Consider the following 19,145-nt stretch of genomic DNA (forward strand, 5'->3'; position numbering starts at 1 on the left):
CTTGTTGATCAGCGGCGTTTGCTGCCGCCGAGCAATGACCCCATCAGACCGCGCACCAACTGTTTACCCAGCGAATTCGCCGCCTGACGCATCGCCGACTTGAGCGCCTGCCCCGCCGCCGTGCCGAGGAATTCTCCGGCCTTGTCCGCCAGGCTCGGCTCTTCAGCGGCCGGTTTGCCCGGCGCCGCTTCCGCCTCCGGCGCCAGCCCCTTGCGACCCATCAGGATTTCATAGGCCGACTCGCGGTCGATCGGCTTGTCATAACGGCCCTTGAACGGCGAACCGGCAATCAGCATCGTGCGCTCGGTCTCGGTCAACGGCCCGATCCGCGATTGCGGCGGCGCCACCAGCACTCGCTGAACCATTTCCGGCGTGCCCTTCTCCTGCAAGGTGCCAACCAGGGCTTCGCCAATCCCGAGCTCGGTGAGCACCGACAACGTGTCAAATGCCGGATTCGGCCGAAAGCCGTCCGCCACCGCCCGCAGGGACTTCTGTTCCTTGGCGGTAAACGCGCGCAGGCCGTGTTGTATCCGCAGTCCCAGTTGCGCCAGCACATCGTCCGGCAGATCGCCCGGCGACTGGGTGACGAAATACACGCCCACGCCTTTGGAACGGATCAGCCGCACCACTTGCTCCAAGCGCTCTTGCAGAGCCTTGGGCGTATCGCCGAACAACAAATGTGCCTCATCGAAAAACAGCGCCAACAACGGTTTGTCGGCATCGCCGCGCTCCGGCAGTTGCTCGAACAGCTCGGCCAGCAGCCACAGCAGGAAAGTCGCGTAGACCTTCGGCGCCTCATGCACCAGACGACTGGCATCGAGCAAATGGATGCGCCCGCGACCGTCAGCGGTCGGCTGCAGAATGTCTTCCAGTTGCAGCGCCGGTTCACCGAACAACGCTTCGGCGCCCTGCTGCTCCAGCGTCGCCAGACGCCGCAACAGTGCCTGGCTGGAACCGGTGGTGAACAGCGCGGCGTCTTCGCCCAGCAGCTGCGGATTGTCCTTGAGGTGATTGAGCAGCGCTTTCAGGTCTTTGAGATCCAGCAGCAACAGGCCTTCGCGATCCGCCACCTTGAACGCAGCGTACAACGCCGATTGCTGGCTGTCGGTCAGTTCCAGCAAGGCGCCGATCAGCAGCGGGCCCATTTCACTCAACGTAGTGCGCAACGGATGACCGGACTGACCGTGAATGTCCCACAAGGTCACGGGATACGCCTGAGGCGTGTGCTTGAGCCACGGCATGCCGGCGATGCGCTCGGCGATCTTGCCCTGAGGGTTGCCGGCAGCACCGAGGCCGCACAGGTCGCCCTTGACGTCGGCGGCGAACACCGCGACCCCGGCGTCGCTGAACGCCTCGGCCAGACGCTGCAAAGTAACGGTCTTGCCGGTACCGGTTGCGCCGGCGACCAGTCCGTGACGGTTGGCCAGGCGCATGGCCTGGGCGATCGGTTGCCCGGCGAGGTCGGCGCCGATTGTGAGTTGCGAAGATTCAGGCATTTGGTCACCCAATGGTTAATCTTTGATCGAGCATGGCCGATAGCTAAAGGTGACAGATGCGACTGACATCCGCATCGGAGATTTCCCTAAGGAGAAGCGGAAATACCTGCTTGTACCCATCAAGCCCACCTGGCGAGTATCTATAGAAGCACGCCCTGAATAATAAGACCTTAGCGGAACCCCAAGCCATGAACAAAAATCTGCGTTTCAGCCATAAAATCCTGCTTGCCGCCGCCCTCATCGTCATTGCCGCCTTCGCCTCGTTCACGCTGTACAACGACTGGTTGCAGCGCAATGCGATCCGCGAGGACCTGGACAATTACCTCAACGAGATGGGCGAGGTCACAGCCGACAACATCCAGACCTGGCTCAGCGGGCGCATCCTGCTGATCGAGAACGCTGCCCAGAACATCGCGATCAACCCCGATCCTGCCGCCGTTGCCAGTCTGCTGGAACAGAAAGCCCTGACGTCGACCTTCATGGCGTCCTACCTCGGCGATGCCACCGGGCACTTCACCATCCGCCCGGATGCGAAGATGCCGGACGGTTTCGATCCGCGCGTTCGCCCTTGGTATAAAGGTGCCGAAAGCAGCAGCACCTCGACCCTGACCGAACCGTACATCGACGCGGCGACCGGCCAGACCATCATTTCCATCGCCACCGCCGCAAAAAAGGCCGGTCAGAGCGTGGGCGTGGTGGGCGGCGACCTGAGCCTGCAAACCCTGATCAACACCCTCAGCGCCCGGGACTTCTCCGGCATGGGCTACGCGTTCCTGGTCAGCGCCGACGGCAAGATCCTGGTGCACCCGGACAAGGCCCTGGTGATGAAGTCACTGAAGGAAGCCTATCCGCAGGACACCCCGCGCATCAGCAGCGACTTCAGTGAAGTCACCGTCGACGGCAAGACCCGCATCGTCAACTTCACCCCGATCAAGGGCCTGCCGTCGGTGAACTGGTACATCGGCCTGTCGGTGGACAAAGACAAAGCCTTCTCGATGCTCAGCGAATTCCGCGCTTCGGCCGTGATCGCAACCGTGATTGCCGTGGCGATCATCATTGCCCTGCTCGGCATGCTGATCCGTATCCTGATCCAGCCGCTGCACGTGATGACCCGCGCCATGGAAGACATCGCCGACGGCGAAGGCGACCTGACCAAGCGCCTGACCATCCAGAACCAGGACGAATTCGGCGTACTCGGCACCGCGTTCAACCGTTTTGTCGAACGTATTCACGGCTCGATCCGCGAAGTGTCGTCGGCCACCGGCCAGGTCAACGAAGTCGCCCTGCGCGTGGTCGCGGCCTCGAACTCGTCGATGTACAACTCCGACCAGCAAGCCTCGCGCACCAACAGCGTGGCCGCCGCGATCAACCAGCTCGGCGCCGCCGCCCAGGAAATCGCCCGTAACGCCGCCCAGGCCTCGTCCCAGGCCAGCGACGCCCGTGGCCTGGCCGAAGACGGTCAGCAAGTGGTGGATCGCAGCATCAAGGCGATGAACCAGCTGTCGAGCATGCTCAGCGCATCGAGCAGCAATATCGAATCGCTGAACAGCAAGACCGTGAACATCGGCCAGATCCTGGAAGTGATCACCAGCATTTCCCAGCAGACCAACCTGCTGGCGCTCAACGCGGCCATCGAGGCAGCACGTGCCGGTGAAGCCGGGCGCGGTTTTGCGGTGGTGGCGGACGAAGTGCGCAACCTCGCCCACCGCACCCAGGAATCGGCACAACAGGTGCAGACCATGATCGAGGAGCTGCAAGTCGGCGCCCGCGAATCCGTCAGCACCATGAGCGACAGCCAGCGCCACAGCCAGGACAGCGTGGACATCGCCAACCTCGCCGGCGAGCGCCTGAACAGCGTGACCCAGCGCATTGGTGAAATCGACGGGATGAACCAGTCGGTGGCCACCGCGACCGAGGAACAGACGGCTGTGGTCGAGTCGATCAACGTGGATATCACCGAGATCAACACGCTGAACCAGGAAGGTGTCGAGAACTTGCAGGCGACGTTGCGTGCCTGCTCGGATCTGGAGCAGCAGGCTTCGCGCTTGAAGCAACTGGTTGGCAGCTTCCGCATTTAAAGCCGCTCTGCCGGTCGTCTTCGTCGTTCACAACTATCCGACGAAGACGACCGACAATCCCTCCGAAACCGGCCTTGCACCCCACCGCGAAACCCCGACCGAACATCTATTCTTGATAAAGGTCAACCAAGGGAGATCAACGCGGAGGGACGTTCACCGTGCATATCGCCGACATCACCATGTTCTACGCCCCGGCCAGCGGTGGCGTGCGCACCTATCTGGATGCCAAGCACCGTCGGCTGGGAATCAAACCCGGCATCCGCCACAGCCTGCTGATTCCCGGCGCGGATTTCGGCGAACGTGATGGCGTCTATACGGTTCCCGCCCCCGCCCTGCCCTTCGGCAAGGGCTATCGTTTTCCCCTGCGCCTGGCCCCTTGGCGAAACGTCCTGCAGGACCTGCAACCCGATCTGATCGAAGTCGGCGACCCGTACCTCACCGCCTGGGCCGCGCTCGATGCGCGTCGGCAGCTGGATGTGCCGGTGATCGGCTTCTATCACTCCGACCTGCCGCTACTAGTGGGCAACCGCATGGGCCACTGGGTCACGCCGAATATCGATGCGTATGTGCGCAAGTTGTACGGCAATTTCGACCGGGTGCTGGCGCCCAGCCTGGTCATGGCCGACAAGCTCAGCGGGCTGGGCGTGCGCAACGTCTTCGTGCAACCGCTGGGCGTTGACCTGCACACTTTCCATCCGGATGCCCGCGATACCGGGTTGCGCAGCGAACTGGGGATCGCCGAGGACACGCGCCTGCTGATCTTCGCCGGTCGCGGTTCCAAGGAGAAAAACCTGCCGGTGCTGCTCGATTGCATGAAACGCCTGGGCCCGCGCTATCACCTGTTGCTGGTCGGCTCGTCGATGCCGGTGTCCGTCCCGGACAACGTCAGCGTGATCGACCGTTTCTGCCCGGCCGCGCAGGTCGCGCGACTGATGGCCAGTGCCGACGCGCTGATCCACGCCGGCGATCAGGAAACCTTCGGCCTGGTGATTCTGGAGGCCATGGCCTGCGGGATTCCGGTGGTGGCAGTGGCAGCCGGGGCGTTCGAAGAAATCGTCAGCGAATCCTGCGGCCTGCTCTGCGCGCCGAACAATGCGCAAGCCATGGCCAATGCGGTGCGCGAACTGTTCAGTCGCGGGACCGGCGTACTCGGTCAACAGGCACGCCAGCATGTCGAACGGCATTACGCCTGGGACACGGTGGTCGATAGCCTGCTGGGGCATTATCACGCCGTACTCGGCGATTCGGTTCCACGGGTGGCCAATGGCTGAATCTCACGAGCGCCCGGCGCTGATGCTGGTGCTGCATGACGTGGCGCCCTCCACGTGGGCCGATTATCGAGCCTTCGTCGAAGCCGTTGACCGGTTGGGCAACGTCCCGATGACGTGGCTGGTGGTTCCGGACTTACATCGACGCGAGGCACTTGAAGGCCATCCAGCGTTTTGTCGAATGCTCGACGAGCGCGTCGCACGCGGTGATGAACTGGCCCTGCACGGCCACTTTCATGAAGACACCGAGCCCGGCCCGCGCACGGCGCGCGACTGGTTCATGCGCCGGGTCTACACCCATGAAGGCGAGTTCTATCAGCTGTCCCGGGAAGCCGCCCTCGCCCGCCTGCGCCCGGGCATCGATCTGTTTCGGCGCCACGACTGGCCGCTGCACGGTTTCGTCGCCCCCGCCTGGTTGATGAGTGCCGGCACACGCCAGGCATTGCGCGAATTGCCGCTGCGCTACACCAGCGATCCGCAGCATCTTTATCACTTGCCGGATTTCACTGCGGTCGAGGCTCCGGGACTGGTGTGGAGCGCACGCAGCGCCTGGCGTCGCGGCATGTCGAAGGTCATCAGCGAACAGCGTGAGCAGCGTTGGCGTCAGGCGCCGGTGATTCGTCTAGGCTTGCACCCGGTGGACATGCGCCACCGGTTTTCCCGGGATTACTGGTGGCGCACCCTTGAACGACTGTTGGCGGACGGACGCGTGCCCATGACCAAAATCGACTGGCTGACGCGCCAGCAAACTCAAGCCGAGCGTGCCGCTTGAGCCGCGGCATTCTATTGATGATCGGCCTGCTGGTGGCCGTGGCGGTGCCCGTCCTGCTCGGGGGCGGCGAAACCTGGGAGCGCCTGCAGGCCTTTCCGCTGCGCTGGCTGTTGATCATGTTCGCCATGGTTCTGCTGTGCTGGGGCATCAACACCTTGCGTCTGCGGCTGCTGCTCGGCGATCAGCGTGACCGGGTCACGCCCGTCAAAAGCCTCGGGGTGGTGATGGCTGCCGAATTCGCCTGGTGCGCCACGCCCGGCGGCAGCGGCGGGCCGTTGACGATCATGGCGCTGCTGGCGCGCAGCGGCGTGCGTCCGGCCCGGGGCAGCGCCGTGTTTGCGATGGATCAGTTGAGCGATCTGCTGTTTTTTCTCTGCGCCTTGAGCGGGATCCTGATCTACGCGCTGTTCCAGCATCTCAGCGACCGTATGGAATGGCTGCTGATCGTCAGTGCCCTGTCTTTGACCGGCGGTCTGTTCAGTTGTGTGCTGGTCGCGCGCTATCACCGTCGATTGATTCGCCTGAGCGGGCGCCTGCTGGCCGGGATGAACGTCGAACCACGCACTCGACGGCGCTGGGCGCGGCAGTTGCTGCACTTTCTGGCCGCTTTCACCGATGCGCTGAAATTGCCGTGGCAGACATTGATCAAGGTGTTCGTTCTGACCTGCGTGCACTGGTCGCTGCGATACAGTGTGCTGTATCTGGCGTTGCGCGGGCTGGGGGCGGATGTGCAGTGGGCCTGGACGTTTCTGATCCAGATGCTTTCGCTGGGTGCGGGGCAATTCAGCCTGTTGCCGGGAGGTGCCGGTGCAGCGGAATTGACCTCGGCGGCGCTGCTGGCGCCGATGGTCGGCAAATCGACCGCGGCGGCGGCGATCCTGATCTGGCGGGTGGTGACGTTTTACTTCTATCTGCTGGTCGGTGGTCCGGTGTTTCTATTGATGCTGGGCCGGCCGTTGCTGAAAAAGCTGCTGAGCGTCAGACAGGCTTCTTGAGGTCATCCTCTTCGTCCTTGAGTTGTTCCCACAGTTCGGCAGCGCCGGGAAACTCCGTGCCGTCCTCCGGGCTCAGGTCATCCGGGTCATAGCGGCTCAAGCAGCCTTCGCCGAGGGTGGCGGGTGCCTTGGAAGTGGCTTTGTCCAGTGGATCGCTCATCGATATGTCCTCAAGGTCCGTGGATCGTTCCCACGCTCTGCGTGGGAACGCAGCCCGGGACGCTCTGCGTCCCAAAGCAGACGCGGAGCGTCTGAAGAGGCGTTCCCACGCAGAGCGTGGGAACGATCGTGAATCAGAACACCACGGTCTTGTTGCCGTGCACCAGCACGCGGTCTTCCAGGTGATAACGCAGACCACGGGCCAGCACCATCTTCTCGACGTCACGGCCGAAACGCACCATGTCTTCGATGCTGTCGCTGTGGCTGACGCGTACCACGTCCTGCTCGATGATCGGGCCGGCATCCAGCTCTTCGGTCACGTAGTGGCAGGTCGCACCGATCAGCTTCACGCCGCGCATCGAAGCCTGGTGGTACGGCTTGGCACCGACGAACGACGGCAGGAAGCTGTGGTGAATGTTGATGACTTTGTGCGCATATTCGCGGCACATGTCCGGCGGCAGGATCTGCATGTAGCGCGCCAGCACCACCACTTCGGCGTCGTGCTGCTTGACCAGGCGTGACACTTCATCGAAGGCCGGTTGCTTGTCCTGCGGATTGACCGGCACGTGGTAATAAGGAATGCCGTGCCACTCGACCATGCTGCGCAGGTCGTCGTGGTTGGAGATCACGCAGGAAATCTCGCAATCGAGTTCATCACTGTGCCAGCGGTGCAGCAGGTCAGCCAGGCAGTGGGATTCGCGGCTGGCCATCAGCACCACGCGTTTTTTCTGCTCGGTGTCGGTGATGCGCCAGTCCATCGAGAACTCTTCGGCGATCGGTGCAAACTTCTCGCGCAACACCTCGATACCAAAAGGCAGGGAATCGGCACGGATTTCGTGACGCATGAAGAACCAGCCGACCTGGTTATCCGAGTGGTGGCTCGCTTCGGTGATCCAGCCATTGTGGGCCGCCAGAAAGTTACTGACTTTGGCAACGATGCCAACGCGGTCCGGGCAAGAAATCACCAGCCGAAAAGTGCGCATGAGGGGGAAACTCCAGAACTTCGCAAAGGCGGCCATTCTAGCGACTGCGCGGGAAAACTGCAGTATTGATGACCCTCGGAGCCTCACGGCAGCCCGTCGCAGCTTTTTTGACGCTGGCAAACGCCAGAATGATGGCGCAGTAATAGCCATGCATGAACAGGCTTGTGTGAATATCTGTGAAGACTCCATCACATTATTTAACTGAACATTCAATTCATGGCTTTTCAACGTAACTAATTCAAATAAAAACCCCGGTTAAATGTTTACTTGATGAAACAGCCTGACTATTATTGCCGCACTGTCCCCTGCCATCGCGCACTCCCACATAAGGTAGTAATCATGTCCTTGATCAACGAATATCGTGCCACCGAAGAAGCTATCAAAGAGCTGCAAGCCCGTTTGAAGAACCTGTCGCAAGACGACAAACTGCAAGCCGAGCTGGAATTCGAAGGCAAACTGCGCACACTGATGGGCGAATATTCCAAATCCCTGCGCGACATCATCGCGCTGCTGGATCCAGAGTCCAAAACCAAAGCACCACGTGGCGGCGCAGCCAAAACTACCGGCACCAAGCGTGCTCGCAAAGTTAAACAATACAAAAACCCGCACAACGGCGAAGTCATCGAAACCAAAGGTGGCAACCACAAAACTCTGAAAGAGTGGAAAGCCAAGTGGGGCGGTGACGTGGTTGAAGGCTGGGCTACCCTGCTGGGCTAAGCCGCAACCCTTGTCGCAGAGCGCTTCTGTGACACAAAAAAACGCCAGCGAATGCTGGCGTTTTTTTATGCCCGGCATTCAAGCGCCGGACATGTTCGATTTCAAAGATCCAAACGTTTGCGTAATGCCTGGACATAGTTCTGCCATTCAACCAACACCTCGGCCTGCATCGGCGCAGCACTAAGCAGCCATTGCTCCATGGCCTCGGCAAAAGATTGCAAGGTATTAGGGGCGCCCCACTCCGGCGCGGACAAGCGTTGCCGGCAAAAGATTTTCCAGCGTTCTTGCTCTTCGAAATTCAACGTATCGGGAAAGTTACGTGCTCGATATCGAAACAACAATTCAGGTAAACGTTCATCATCGAACGGCCATTGCTCTCGCGCCAATTGAGCAGGATCGGTCGCCCTCACTTGCTCACATAAACGACGATCGCGATCACCGATAAATCCGTCGTACAACTGTTGTTCGGGATCTTCACTCGAGGCGAAATCTTCGCTGGCATAAATCGCCGAGACTTTATCTTTCCAAACTTGTTGTGCGTCACTTAGTCGCAATGCACGCGCCTGATACAACGCCATGTCCAGACCCAGACGCTGCTGATCTTCAGCTCTCAGCACCGCCAACGGCGCCACCACCGGGCACTTGTTGATGTGAATAAGCTTGAGCGGTACCGGCAACTCGCCTTCGGCCAGATCGTCGCGCCGGGTATACAGGCGCTGACGCAATGTTTCGGCATCCAGGTCGAGCAGACCCTGCGGGTCCAGGTGCAGATCACAGACGATCAACGCGTTCTTGTTGCGCGGATGCCAAGCCAGCGGCAGCACCACGCCGACATAACTGCGCGCAGCGGAGAAACGGCCGGAAATGTGCACCATCGGCTGCAACAGGCGAATTTGATCCATGACCTTCTGTTTACTGCGCAACTGGAACAGCCAGTCATACAGCTTCGGCTGCTTCTCGCGGATCAACCGGGCCAGGGCAATGGTGGCGCGCACGTCCGACAGGGCTTCGTGCGCATTGCCGTGATCGATGTTGTTGGCGGCGGTCAGGCGTTCGAGCTTGAGCGTCACCTTGCCCTCGTCATCGGTCGGCCAGACCAGACCATCGGGGCGCAATGCGTAGGCGGCGCGTACCACGTCGATCAGGTCCCAGCGACTGTTGCCGCCCTGCCATTCACGGGCATAGGGATCGAAAAAGTTGCGGTACAGGCTGTAGCGGGTCATCTCATCGTCGAAGCGCAAGGTGTTGTACCCCGCACCGCAAGTGCCGGGTGCCGCGAGCTGGGCGTGAACACGGGTCATGAAATCAGCTTCGCTCAAGCCCTGTTCGGCGAGACGACTCGGGGTGATGCCGGTGATCGCGCACGCCGCCGGGTGCGGCAGGATGTCTTCGCTGGGCTGGCAGTAGAGATTGACCGGCGCGTCGATTTCGTTGAGTTCGTGGTCGGTGCGGATCCCGGCCACCTGCAACGGGCGGTCGCATCGGGGATTGATGCCGGTGGTTTCGTAGTCGTACCAGAAAATGGAAGTCACGGGCGGTTCCTGAACTGAAGATCGGCAAAGTCTAGGCGTTCGACTGCGGTCGCGGCCAGCGCCGCATCATTCAGTCACCTTTGGTTGAAGGATGTGTATGACATAGTTATGTCGTTTCCCCCCGAGAGACTGCTAGCATCGGACGCACTTGCATCCCGATCCGGCAACATCAGGTAGCCCATGCTCGAGACCACAGCACCGCCAAGGAAAGCACCGCTGGCCCCGCCACTGGATACGCGGCACCAGGTCGAAACGCCGGAAGGCATCGACCTGCCGCTGCGTCCCGCCGGCCTGACGGTGCGTGCCGTGGCGTTCACCATCGATCTGGGGTTGCGCGGGCTGATCCTGGGCCTGCTGCTCATGGTGCTGGCGTTGCTTGGCAAGCTCGGTATCGGCCTCGGTTCATTGCTGCTGTTCGTGGTGAGCTGGTGGTACATGGTGTTGTTCGAAGTGCTGCGTCAGGGCCGCTCGCCGGGCAAGCAATGGATGGGCCTGCGGGTGGTGCACGACGATGGCACGCCGGTCGGCTGGTCAGCCTCCCTGTTGCGCAATTTGCTGCGTTTTGTCGACCTGATGCCGTTCGGCTATTTCCTCGGTGCGATCAGTTGCCTGCAACACCCGACCTTCAAACGCCTCGGCGACATCGCTGCCGGCACGCTGGTGATCTACAGCGAACGCCCGCTCAAGCGCCCGCAGTTGCCCGATGCCGAACCCCGCCGCTCACCGATCCCGCTGACCCTGACTGAACAACGCGCCCTGCTCGCCTTCGCCGAACGCCAAGGTGAACTGTCGACAGCGCGGGTCAACGAACTCGCTGCACTGCTGGCCCAGCCGCTGCACATCAGCGCGCCGAAAGCCGTCGGTGAACTCAACGGCATCGCTCGCGGCCTGTTGGGTCCGACATGAAGCAAAGCCTTTTCGAAACCCGCCACAAGGCCGAATGGGAGCGTTTCACCCTCGCCCTCGAACGACTTGAACGAGGCAAGGACACTTCGCAGGTCGCGGAATTTCCCAAGGCCTATCGCCGACTCTGCCAGCATCTGGCGCTGGCGCAGGAACGTGGATACAGCAGTTTTCTGGTCGACTCCTTGCAACAGCAAGTGCTGCGCGGGCATCAACAGCTTTACCGGCATCGCAGCCAGCTCGGCGCTAACGTGCTGGGTTTCATCCTCGCCGGGTTTCCACGGCTGGTGCGCGCCGAATGGCGCTTCGTGCTGGCCGCCGCCCTGTTGTTCTTCGGCAGCCTGGCCGGTTTCGGTTTGCTGGTTTTCCTGTTTCCGGAGCTGGTCTACAACCTGATACCCGCCGATCAGGTGCGCGAGATGCAAAGCATGTACGACCCCGCCGCCGGCCATCTCGGGCGTTCGGCCGAGCGCGCGGCGAGCGAAGACTGGGTGATGTTCGGCTACTACATCATGCACAACATCGGCATCGCCTTTCAGACCTTCGCCAGCGGTTTGCTGCTGGGGGTGGGCAGTGCGTTTTTCCTGTTCTACAACGGGCTGATCATCGGCGCGGTGGCCGGACACCTCAGTGAAATCGGCTTTGGCCAGACCTTCTGGTCGTTCGTGATCGGGCACGGTGCGTTCGAACTCAGCGCCATCGCCCTGGCCGGCGCGGCAGGACTGAAACTGGGTTGGGCATTGATCGCGCCGGGACGCCTGACACGAATCGAGGCCCTGCAGATCGCGGCGCGCCAGAGCATCCTGTTGATCTGCGGCGTGATGCTGTTTCTGTTGATCGCCGCGTTTATCGAAGCCTACTGGTCGTCGCGCACCGGGGTTACGCCGCAGACCAAATACCTGGTCGGCGCCGGGCTCTGGCTCTGCGTGGCGCTCTATCTGCTGTTCGCCGGAAGGACCCGCCATGCGCCTGAGTGACGCAACCGTGGCGATCCGTCCGCGCACCACCTGGGAAGCCATGGATCTGGGCGTGCTCATGAGCCAGCAACATCGGCGCCTGCTGATGACCAGTTGGGCCATCGTCACCCTGCCGCTGTTCGCGGTGCTCAGCCTGTTATTGTGGGATTCACCGTCGCTCGCCGTGTTCATCTTCTGGTGGCTGAAACCGGCCTACGAACGCCTGCCGCTGTACATCCTGTCCAAGGCGCTGTTCGGCGAAACACCCACCTTGAAACAGGCCTTGCGCCAATGGCCGCGCCTGCTCAAGCCGCAACTCATCGCCAGCCTGACCTGGCGCCGCCTCAGCCTCAGTCGCAGCTTCCTGCTGCCCGTGCTGCAACTCGAAGGCCTCGACGGCACGGCCCGCCAGCAGCGTTTGCAGGTGTTGTTGCAACGCAATGCCGGCGCCGCGCAGTGGCTGACGATCATCGGCGTGCACCTGGAAACGGCGCTGTGGATCGGCCTGATGGTGTTGTTCTACCTGCTTCTGCCGCAACAGGTCGAAACCGATTGGGACTGGCAAAGCCTGATCTTCGCGGCCGACTACGAATGGCGCTGGCTGGAGCATCTGACCAATGCGTTCTATGCGCTGATTCTGGTGATCTGGGAACCGGTGTATGTCGCCTGCGGATTCAGCCTGTATCTGAACCGCCGCACCGTCCTCGAAGCCTGGGACATCGAACTGGTGTTCCGCCGCTTGCGCCAGCGTTTGAACAGCAGCGCGATCGGCTTGCTAATGGTGGCGTGTCTGCTGTTGCCGGGGTTGCCCTCAGCCTGGGCTGCCGAGCCCGCCACTGCTCCGGATGCACCGCGTCTGTTGAACCAGCCGCTGACCAGCGAGGCGTCCCGCAACAGCATCAAGGCCTTGCTCGAACAGCCGCCGTTCAAGAACAAGGAAACCGTCACCCGTTATCGCTTCGGCGAAGATACCGCGGCTGCTGAAAAGCCCAAGGAAGGCGAAGCACCGCAATGGTTGAAGACCCTGCTCGACTGGCTGGATGGCCGACACCTCGACGGTCTGGCCAAGGCGATTGAAGTCGTGCTGTGGGGCGCGGTGATCGCCGGGCTCGGCTGGCTGGTCTGGCGTTATCGGGATTTTCTGCAAACGTTCGTCGGCCGCCGTCCGCGCTTGCCCGAAACGAACAAAAGGCCCTTGCCGCAACAAGCCTTCGGTCTGGATCTGCAAAAGGAAAGCCTGCCCGATGACATAGCCAGCCATGCGGAACAGCTCTGGCAAACCGAGCCGCGCGCGGCATTGGGTCTGCTGTACCGGGCACTGCTCAGTCATCTATTGCACGACTTCAACCTGACCCTGAAACCCGCCGACACCGAAAACGAAGTGCTGGCCCGGATCGAACAGTTGCAGCGACCGGACCTGCTCACTTATAGCCGTCAGCTCACCGGTCACTGGCAGAACATGGCCTATGGGCACCGAGTACCGGCGGCGCATCTGCAACAGGAATTGTGTGACGGCTGGCGCACCCTGTTTGGCCAAGGAGTCGCCCGTTGAGCCGGCGCACGCTCTGGCTTTTGGGCGGCGCGCTGATCGTCGCCCTGCTCGGTGCGCTGGGCATTTATCTGTACCTCAAGGCCACGCCTTACCAGGCCGAGGTCGATCACGGCCCGTCCCCCGCCGCGCAAGCCAATCCTTATCTGGCAGCAGAGATATTTTTGCGCGAACGCGGGATCGACGTAACCCATGCTGAAAGCCTCGCCGTGTTGCCCGATATCGATCCGCGCCAGCATACGCTGCTGATGTTCAACGACCGCTCGAAAATGACCCCGCGTCAGGTCGATCAGGTGCTGAACTGGGCCCGGGCCGGCGGAAGGCTGGTGTTCGTCGCCGAATCGATCTGGGATGAAAAGGCCGGCCAGAGCAACGACCTGTTGCTCGACCGCGTGCAACTGCATCAGTCCTTCACCAAGGATCTCAAGGGCGCGCCACCGGATGCCGCCGAAGATCCCTGGCCCAATCTGACCAAGCTCTATCTGGAAGACGAAGACGCCCCGGCCTATGCCGGGTTCGACACCGCGTTCCACCTCGACGACCCGAAAAACCTCGCCCAGGCCTGGGCCAACAGCGCGAAAGCCACGCACATGATGCAACTGGCGTTCGGGCTCGGCACGATCACCGTGGTCACCGATGCCGATCTGTGGAAAACCCCGGCCATTGCGCAACACGACAATGCCTGGCTGCTCTGGTACCTCAGCGCCGACACCGCCGTGACGCTGCTGTACAACACCGAACACGACGGTCTGCTGACCCTGCTCTGGCGCTATTTCCCGCAAGCCATCGTCGCCCTGCTCGCGCTGATCGGCCTGTGGCTGTGGCATGTCGGCGTACGTCACGGGCCGGTGCAGGCGCCGGCTCCGAGTGGTCGTCGGCAGTTGATGGAACACCTGCGCGCCAGTGCCGATTTCATCCTGCGTCACAACGGTCAACAGACCTTGCTGCAAGCGTTGCAGCAGGACGTCCTGCGCCGCGCCCGTCACCGTCATCCCGGTTTCGACCAACTGAACGTCGCCGAACAATGGCTGGTGCTGTCACGCCTGACCCGCCAACCGACCCGTGCCATCAGCCAGGCCCTGAGCCCGGCACCGAAGCGGCGTCTGTCCAGCGCCGAATTCTGCCGTCAGGTCGCCCACCTGCAAGCCTTGAGGAACACGCTATGACCGAACACATCGAACCCGGCTCGCCCAGCCACGCGGCCCAGCAACGCCAGCGCGCGAGCCAGTTGGCGCAAGCGGTGCGCGGTGAATTGCAGAAGGCGCTGATCGGCCAGAACGCGGTGATCGACGACGTGCTGACCGCGCTGATCGCCGGCGGTCACGTGCTGCTCGAAGGCGTTCCCGGCCTCGGCAAAACCCTGTTGGTACGCGCCCTCGCGAAGTGCTTCGGCGGCGAGTTCGCGCGTATTCAGTTCACCCCGGACCTGATGCCCAGCGACGTCACCGGCCACGCGGTCTACGACCTGCAGACCGAGCAATTCAAACTGCGCAAAGGCCCGTTGTTCACCAACCTGCTGCTGGCTGACGAGATCAACCGCGCCCCGGCCAAGACGCAAGCAGCCCTGCTCGAAGCGATGCAGGAACGTCAGGTCACTCTCGAAGGCCGGGCCCTGCCGATCGCTCAACCGTTCATGGTGCTCGCCACCCAGAACCCGATCGAACAGGAAGGCACTTACCCGCTGCCGGAGGCCGAACTCGACCGCTTCATGCTCAAGGTGCGCATGGATTACCCCGACGCCGATCAGGAGCTGGACATGGTGCGTCAGGTCAGCCGCTCGACCCGTGCCGACATGCTCGATGTGCAACCGCTGCGCACCGTGTTGCAGGCCAAGGACGTGCAAGCCCTGCAACGCATCGCCAGCGATCTGCCGCTGGACGATCAAGTGCTCGATTACGCCGTGCGCCTCGCCCGCAGCACCCGCACCTGGCCGGGGCTGACCCTCGGCGCCGGGCCACGCGCCTCCATTGCACTGGTGCGTTGCGCCCGCGCCCGGGCCCTGTTGCGCGGCGGTGAATTCGTGATCCCGGACGACATCAAGGGCTGCGCACTGGCGGTGTTGCGCCATCGCGTACGCCTTGCACCGGAGCTGGACATCGAAGGGCTGCAAGTCGATCAAGTCCTTCAGCAACTGCTCGACCAAGTACCGGCGCCGCGCCTGTGAACCCCTCGCGCCTGCTGTTGATCTGGCTGGCGATCCTGCTGGCCATCGGCATTGTGCTGGGCGCGTTGCAGGCGCTGGACGTCGAGGTGCCATCGAGCCTGCTGTCGATCAACTGGGGATTGTTGCTGGCGCTGTTTGCGCTGAGCCTGCTGGACGCGCTGCGCCTCAAGCGCCTGCCCTCGCCCCGCGTGCAACGACAGATGCCCGGCAGCCTGGCCCTCGGTCGCTGGAGCGAAATCCGGCTGGAAATCGAACACGACTTCGACCCACCACTGGCCATTCAAATTTTCGACCACGTACCCGACGGCCTCAGCCACGAAAACCTGCCGCTTTCCACCGAGCTGCAACCCGGCCAGCGCAGCCTGATCGGCTATCGCCTGCGCCCGCTCAAACGCGGCCACTTCACCTTCGAAACCTGCGAACTCAACCTGCCGAGCCCCTTCGGCCTGTGGTCCGGCAAACGCCTGCTGAACATCACCGACCACACCCGCGTCTACCCCGACTTCGCCCGCCTCTACGGCGGCCAGTTGCTGGCGGTCGACAACTGGCTCAGCCAGCTCGGCGTACGCCAGCGCCAACGCCGTGGCCAAGGGATGGAATTCCATCAACTGCGCGAATTTCGCGAAGGCGACAGCCTGCGCCAGATCGACTGGAAAGCCACCGCCCGCCATCGCACACCGATTGCCCGGGAGTACGAAGACGAACGGGATCAACAAATCATCTTCATGCTTGATTGCGGCCGGCAGATGCGCAGTCAGGACGGCGAGCTGTCACATTTCGATCATGCGTTGAATGCGTGTCTGCTGTTGAGTTATGTGGCGTTGCGGCAGGGAGATGCGGTGGGGTTGATGACCTTCGCCAGCGATCAGCCGCGGTTTATTGCACCGGTCAAAGGGGCGGGACAGCTCAAGGTGTTGCTCAACGGTGTTTATGATCTGGATAGCACACGACGTTCGGCGGATTATCCGGCGGCGGTGAATCAGTTGCTGACAAGGCAAAAGCGGCGGGCGCTGGTGGTGTTGGTGACTAATGTGCGGGATGAGGACGATGAAGAACTGCTGAGTGCCGTGCAGCGCTTGAGTCAGCAACATCGGGTTTTGGTCGCAAGCTTGCGGGAAACCGTGCTGGACGACCTGCGCCATCATCCGGTGCAAACACTGGATGAAACGCTGACTTACTGCGCGACCGTGGATTATCTCAACACCAGCGCGCAACACCATGAGCGGTTGAGTGCACAGGGTATCGCGGTGGTAGAGGCCCGTCCGGAGGAATTGGGTACCGGGCTGGTAACACGGTATTTGAGCTGGAAGAAGACCGGTACTTTTTAGGTTACGTCGGCGACGTCATCAGGCACAGTTGCCCCCAGAGAGACTGGATTTTCCGGTGACAGTTTGAGTATGCGTTCTGCCCCGAGTACCAGGTTGTAAGCCCCTCCTCCCGCATTGGTAGTGAACTGCCAAACCAGCCCGGTCATCGTCAAGGTTCTCCAAACACCCAGTGCCGGCTGCACACCTGTAATTCCCAGTTGAGTGGCCGATGAGAACCCGGTCAGGCCCAGAGTAAAGGCGCGGCCAAGCAACGCACTGTCTGGATTGGTAACCCTCAGCGTGATGCTATGAGTTCCCGCATTACGGGGAAACCTGGTTTCTTCCCCCCATGAAGTGCCGACAGGCTCTGCATTCAAATGGAAGATGGCATCACTCCAGACACCGGCAGCCAGCGTCTTGAAGCGAAAGGTGTGGGAGGCTGCTTTCGTCGGATCGGTTTCCAGCGTAGCGGTCACCGCGATATCCCCAACCTGTGTCGCCGTATAGCGTAAAAGCGCCCACCCGCTCTGGTCCGTCTTCACCCGGAACTCCTCCGGCTGCGTCGAGATGTTGAAGATCACCTCTTGATCGGATGCGGCCACGCGAGTACCGGAGTCAATCACCCTCACGGCCAGCGAAACCGTTTCTCCGGTCACAGGATCAAACATGGCCTCACGCACTTCGGCAATCTCAACCGCGTTGGATGCTGCTTGGGTTTGTCGAGACATGATTCATTCCTCTTCGGGTGGGATCGTCGATAGCGGCAGAACCGTTACTTCAAAGAGATAGAACGTGGGCGTTTGATCATAAGGACTGGGGGGCGTGGCTGTGACTTGAAATTTCCCCGGTTCTGTGGCCTTGAAGAGACAGCGGGCCCAACCCGATCCGTCAGTAGTGAAAGGCCTCGAACCCGTTGAGTCTTCAAACATCACCGCAAGCCCTGACACTGCGTCACGGGTGTAAAACGACTTGGCCTGGATCTCCAGAGAGACTGTCTCCCCCACCTGCGGATCAAATGCCGGCCCACGCGTGGTAGCCACTATTCGGTGGTGGCCCACCGAGACAGGCTGTTTGGGATAATCGAAATCGGCCTCAGGCAGGCTGAGCACAATGCCTTGGCCATCGCCCTCAGTGCTGAGTGTGGCATCGACATTCCACAGCACGCCGGCGCTCTCGATTTTCTGATCAGTTTCGGGCGTCAATTGCATGTTGAGTTTGTCGCCCTCCATCAACTTCGCTCCCATCATCAGCCCGGTTACAAGGCTGTCACCGGCAGGCGTGAAAACGCATTCGTGACTGGCGCCAATACAGGCGTACAACGTTTCGCCCGCGGCCAACTCATGGCCGTCCACAGTGAATGTTCCGAGGTCCTGGAGAATGGGTGGCAGCAATATTCCCTGCTGCACATACGAGCCCAATGCTGCATGGCGAACGATCAACTGGAAGCGTGAACTGCTCGGATAGGTGGAGCTGACCTGGTAACCAAGGCCCTCAGTGGTCACCTTACGGGGAGTAGCCGGATCAGGATGGACATCAAACTGCAACTCTGGATCGGACTCACTGATCAGTTCCACAGTGACAAACTCGTCAATCAGACGGTCTTCAACCGACATGATCTTGAGCTCCACAGGTGGCGTATCACGAAAACAGATGTGCCCGGTGCTTCCCTCCAGTCGGCCATCCAGCGTCACGGAGGCCAACTGCGCCCAACGATCTTCACCATATATATAAATTGAGAACTGCTCGGTGGGATCGATTGAATCGTAGCCACTGTCAACTCTCACCGTGACTACAAGCTCGCCCTCTGCTTCAGGCTTCAATGCAAATTGAGCCTGACCGCCAACGTCTGTCAGTACCTCCTGTTCCGTTCCATCATCGATACGCCAGTAAGTTTTTACTCCCGTAACGCCCCCTACACCGGGCACCTTCGATTCAATATCGACGGACAGTATCAGGTCGGGACCGCCCACGGCCGGGAACTTAGATGACTGATACGGGTTGTGGATGGATAACCAATTGTGAGCCAGGTCCACGGTTTGAAGGGGAGAGGGCTCCAGTAATCTCGAACATCTTAGATTCCACCCGATCTTGCTGCTTGTGAGGTTTGCACAGTCAGCGCTCCAGGCTCCTTTAGAATCGGCGACAGGCTGCCCGATCTCGAAATAAGGATTGAGGATCAGGCCCATTTCCCCCGGCGTGACATCCCCTGTCCAATACAGCCCCAATTCGGAGCCGTTCAGGACATTGGCATCCGTGAACATCATTT

The 19,145-nt window shown here is 61.2% G+C and carries 17 protein-coding genes and 1 pseudogene; 12 read left to right on the top strand and 6 right to left on the bottom strand.

The window, feature by feature from the left end; translation table 11 throughout:
• Positions 1 to 8 precede the first annotated feature (8 nt).
• On the bottom strand, positions 9 to 1,496 hold the full coding sequence (locus tag LOY31_RS22775; protein ID WP_085607021.1) for a helicase HerA-like domain-containing protein: 1,488 nt from the start codon (positions 1,494 to 1,496) through the stop codon (positions 9 to 11).
• A 188-nt stretch (positions 1,497 to 1,684) separates the two neighbouring features.
• Here LOY31_RS22775 and LOY31_RS29555 point away from each other — a divergent pair.
• The 5 genes and pseudogenes from LOY31_RS29555 to LOY31_RS22795 all read left to right on the top strand — a co-directional run.
• A pseudogene (locus tag LOY31_RS29555) lies at positions 1,685 to 2,716 on the top strand (cache domain-containing protein); the annotation flags it as partial.
• A gap of 93 nt (positions 2,717 to 2,809) precedes the next feature.
• Positions 2,810 to 3,574: a methyl-accepting chemotaxis protein gene (locus tag LOY31_RS29560; protein WP_371915861.1), complete on the top strand. Its 765-nt coding sequence runs from the start codon at positions 2,810 to 2,812 to the stop codon at positions 3,572 to 3,574.
• A 158-nt stretch (positions 3,575 to 3,732) separates the two neighbouring features.
• Positions 3,733 to 4,845, top strand: a complete 1,113-nt coding sequence (locus LOY31_RS22785) for a glycosyltransferase family 1 protein (protein ID WP_221533950.1) — start codon at positions 3,733 to 3,735, stop codon at positions 4,843 to 4,845.
• On the top strand, positions 4,838 to 5,614 hold the full coding sequence (locus tag LOY31_RS22790) for a DUF2334 domain-containing protein (protein ID WP_221533949.1): 777 nt from the start codon (positions 4,838 to 4,840) through the stop codon (positions 5,612 to 5,614). The genes LOY31_RS22785 and LOY31_RS22790 overlap by 8 nt, the downstream gene beginning before the upstream one ends.
• Positions 5,611 to 6,609 carry a lysylphosphatidylglycerol synthase transmembrane domain-containing protein gene (locus LOY31_RS22795; RefSeq protein ID WP_221533948.1) on the top strand — a complete coding sequence of 333 codons (999 nt, stop codon included), beginning with the start codon at positions 5,611 to 5,613 and terminating at the stop codon, positions 6,607 to 6,609. Before LOY31_RS22790 ends, LOY31_RS22795 begins: the two co-directional genes overlap by 4 nt.
• On the opposite strand, the gene LOY31_RS22800 is transcribed toward LOY31_RS22795, so the two are convergent.
• Positions 6,593 to 6,769: a hypothetical protein gene (locus LOY31_RS22800; RefSeq protein WP_007951232.1), complete on the bottom strand. Its 177-nt coding sequence runs from the start codon at positions 6,767 to 6,769 to the stop codon at positions 6,593 to 6,595. The two genes, LOY31_RS22795 and LOY31_RS22800, sit on opposite strands and share 17 nt — an antisense overlap.
• A gap of 133 nt (positions 6,770 to 6,902) precedes the next feature.
• Positions 6,903 to 7,751 carry a formyltetrahydrofolate deformylase gene (gene purU / locus LOY31_RS22805; RefSeq protein WP_011335666.1) on the bottom strand — a complete coding sequence of 283 codons (849 nt, stop codon included), beginning with the start codon at positions 7,749 to 7,751 and terminating at the stop codon, positions 6,903 to 6,905.
• A 339-nt stretch (positions 7,752 to 8,090) separates the two neighbouring features.
• Here purU and mvaT point away from each other — a divergent pair, with 339 nt between their 5' ends.
• Positions 8,091 to 8,468, top strand: a complete 378-nt coding sequence (mvaT, locus tag LOY31_RS22810; protein WP_007951234.1) for a histone-like nucleoid-structuring protein MvaT — start codon at positions 8,091 to 8,093, stop codon at positions 8,466 to 8,468.
• A 101-nt stretch (positions 8,469 to 8,569) separates the two neighbouring features.
• Here the strand turns inward: mvaT and sbcB are convergent, their stop codons facing one another.
• Positions 8,570 to 10,000, bottom strand: coding sequence for an exodeoxyribonuclease I (gene sbcB / locus LOY31_RS22815; RefSeq protein WP_074688370.1), 1,431 nt, complete (start codon positions 9,998 to 10,000; stop codon positions 8,570 to 8,572).
• Positions 10,001 to 10,180: 180 nt separating this feature from the next.
• On the opposite strand from sbcB, the gene LOY31_RS22820 reads away from it, so the two are divergent.
• Genes LOY31_RS22820 through LOY31_RS22845 form a run of 6 tightly spaced genes read left to right on the top strand, consistent with a single transcriptional unit; the run spans position 10,181 to position 16,900 of the window.
• Positions 10,181 to 10,906, top strand: a complete 726-nt coding sequence (locus tag LOY31_RS22820; RefSeq protein ID WP_085606644.1) for an RDD family protein — start codon at positions 10,181 to 10,183, stop codon at positions 10,904 to 10,906.
• On the top strand, positions 10,903 to 11,880 hold the full coding sequence (locus LOY31_RS22825) for a stage II sporulation protein M (RefSeq protein WP_085607023.1): 978 nt from the start codon (positions 10,903 to 10,905) through the stop codon (positions 11,878 to 11,880). Before LOY31_RS22820 ends, LOY31_RS22825 begins: the two co-directional genes overlap by 4 nt.
• The gene (locus LOY31_RS22830) at positions 11,867 to 13,411 is read left to right on the top strand and encodes a DUF4129 domain-containing protein (RefSeq protein WP_221533947.1); all 1,545 of its coding nucleotides are present in this window, start codon (positions 11,867 to 11,869) and stop codon (positions 13,409 to 13,411) included. The genes LOY31_RS22825 and LOY31_RS22830 overlap by 14 nt, the downstream gene beginning before the upstream one ends.
• Complete coding sequence (locus tag LOY31_RS22835) at positions 13,408 to 14,574, top strand: DUF4350 domain-containing protein (protein ID WP_258712246.1); 1,167 nt, start codon at positions 13,408 to 13,410, stop codon at positions 14,572 to 14,574. Before LOY31_RS22830 ends, LOY31_RS22835 begins: the two co-directional genes overlap by 4 nt.
• Positions 14,571 to 15,572, top strand: coding sequence for a MoxR family ATPase (locus LOY31_RS22840; protein WP_007951240.1), 1,002 nt, complete (start codon positions 14,571 to 14,573; stop codon positions 15,570 to 15,572). The genes LOY31_RS22835 and LOY31_RS22840 overlap by 4 nt, the downstream gene beginning before the upstream one ends.
• Positions 15,569 to 16,900: a DUF58 domain-containing protein gene (locus LOY31_RS22845; protein ID WP_221533577.1), complete on the top strand. Its 1,332-nt coding sequence runs from the start codon at positions 15,569 to 15,571 to the stop codon at positions 16,898 to 16,900. The genes LOY31_RS22840 and LOY31_RS22845 overlap by 4 nt, the downstream gene beginning before the upstream one ends.
• Here LOY31_RS22845 and LOY31_RS22850 read toward each other — a convergent pair.
• Together LOY31_RS22850 and LOY31_RS22855 are read right to left on the bottom strand one after the other, a co-directional pair.
• The gene (locus tag LOY31_RS22850) at positions 16,897 to 17,607 is read right to left on the bottom strand and encodes a hypothetical protein (protein ID WP_170929380.1); all 711 of its coding nucleotides are present in this window, start codon (positions 17,605 to 17,607) and stop codon (positions 16,897 to 16,899) included. The two genes, LOY31_RS22845 and LOY31_RS22850, sit on opposite strands and share 4 nt — an antisense overlap.
• 3 nt (positions 17,608 to 17,610) lie before the next feature.
• A complete protein-coding gene (locus LOY31_RS22855) occupies positions 17,611 to 19,143 on the bottom strand; it encodes a hypothetical protein (RefSeq protein ID WP_258712247.1) in 1,533 nt (510 codons plus the stop codon).
• Positions 19,144 to 19,145: the final 2 nt, after the last annotated feature.

It is taken from the genome of Pseudomonas sp. B21-021 (assembly GCF_024749205.1).
GTDB lineage: Bacteria > Pseudomonadota > Gammaproteobacteria > Pseudomonadales > Pseudomonadaceae > Aquipseudomonas > Aquipseudomonas paraglycinae.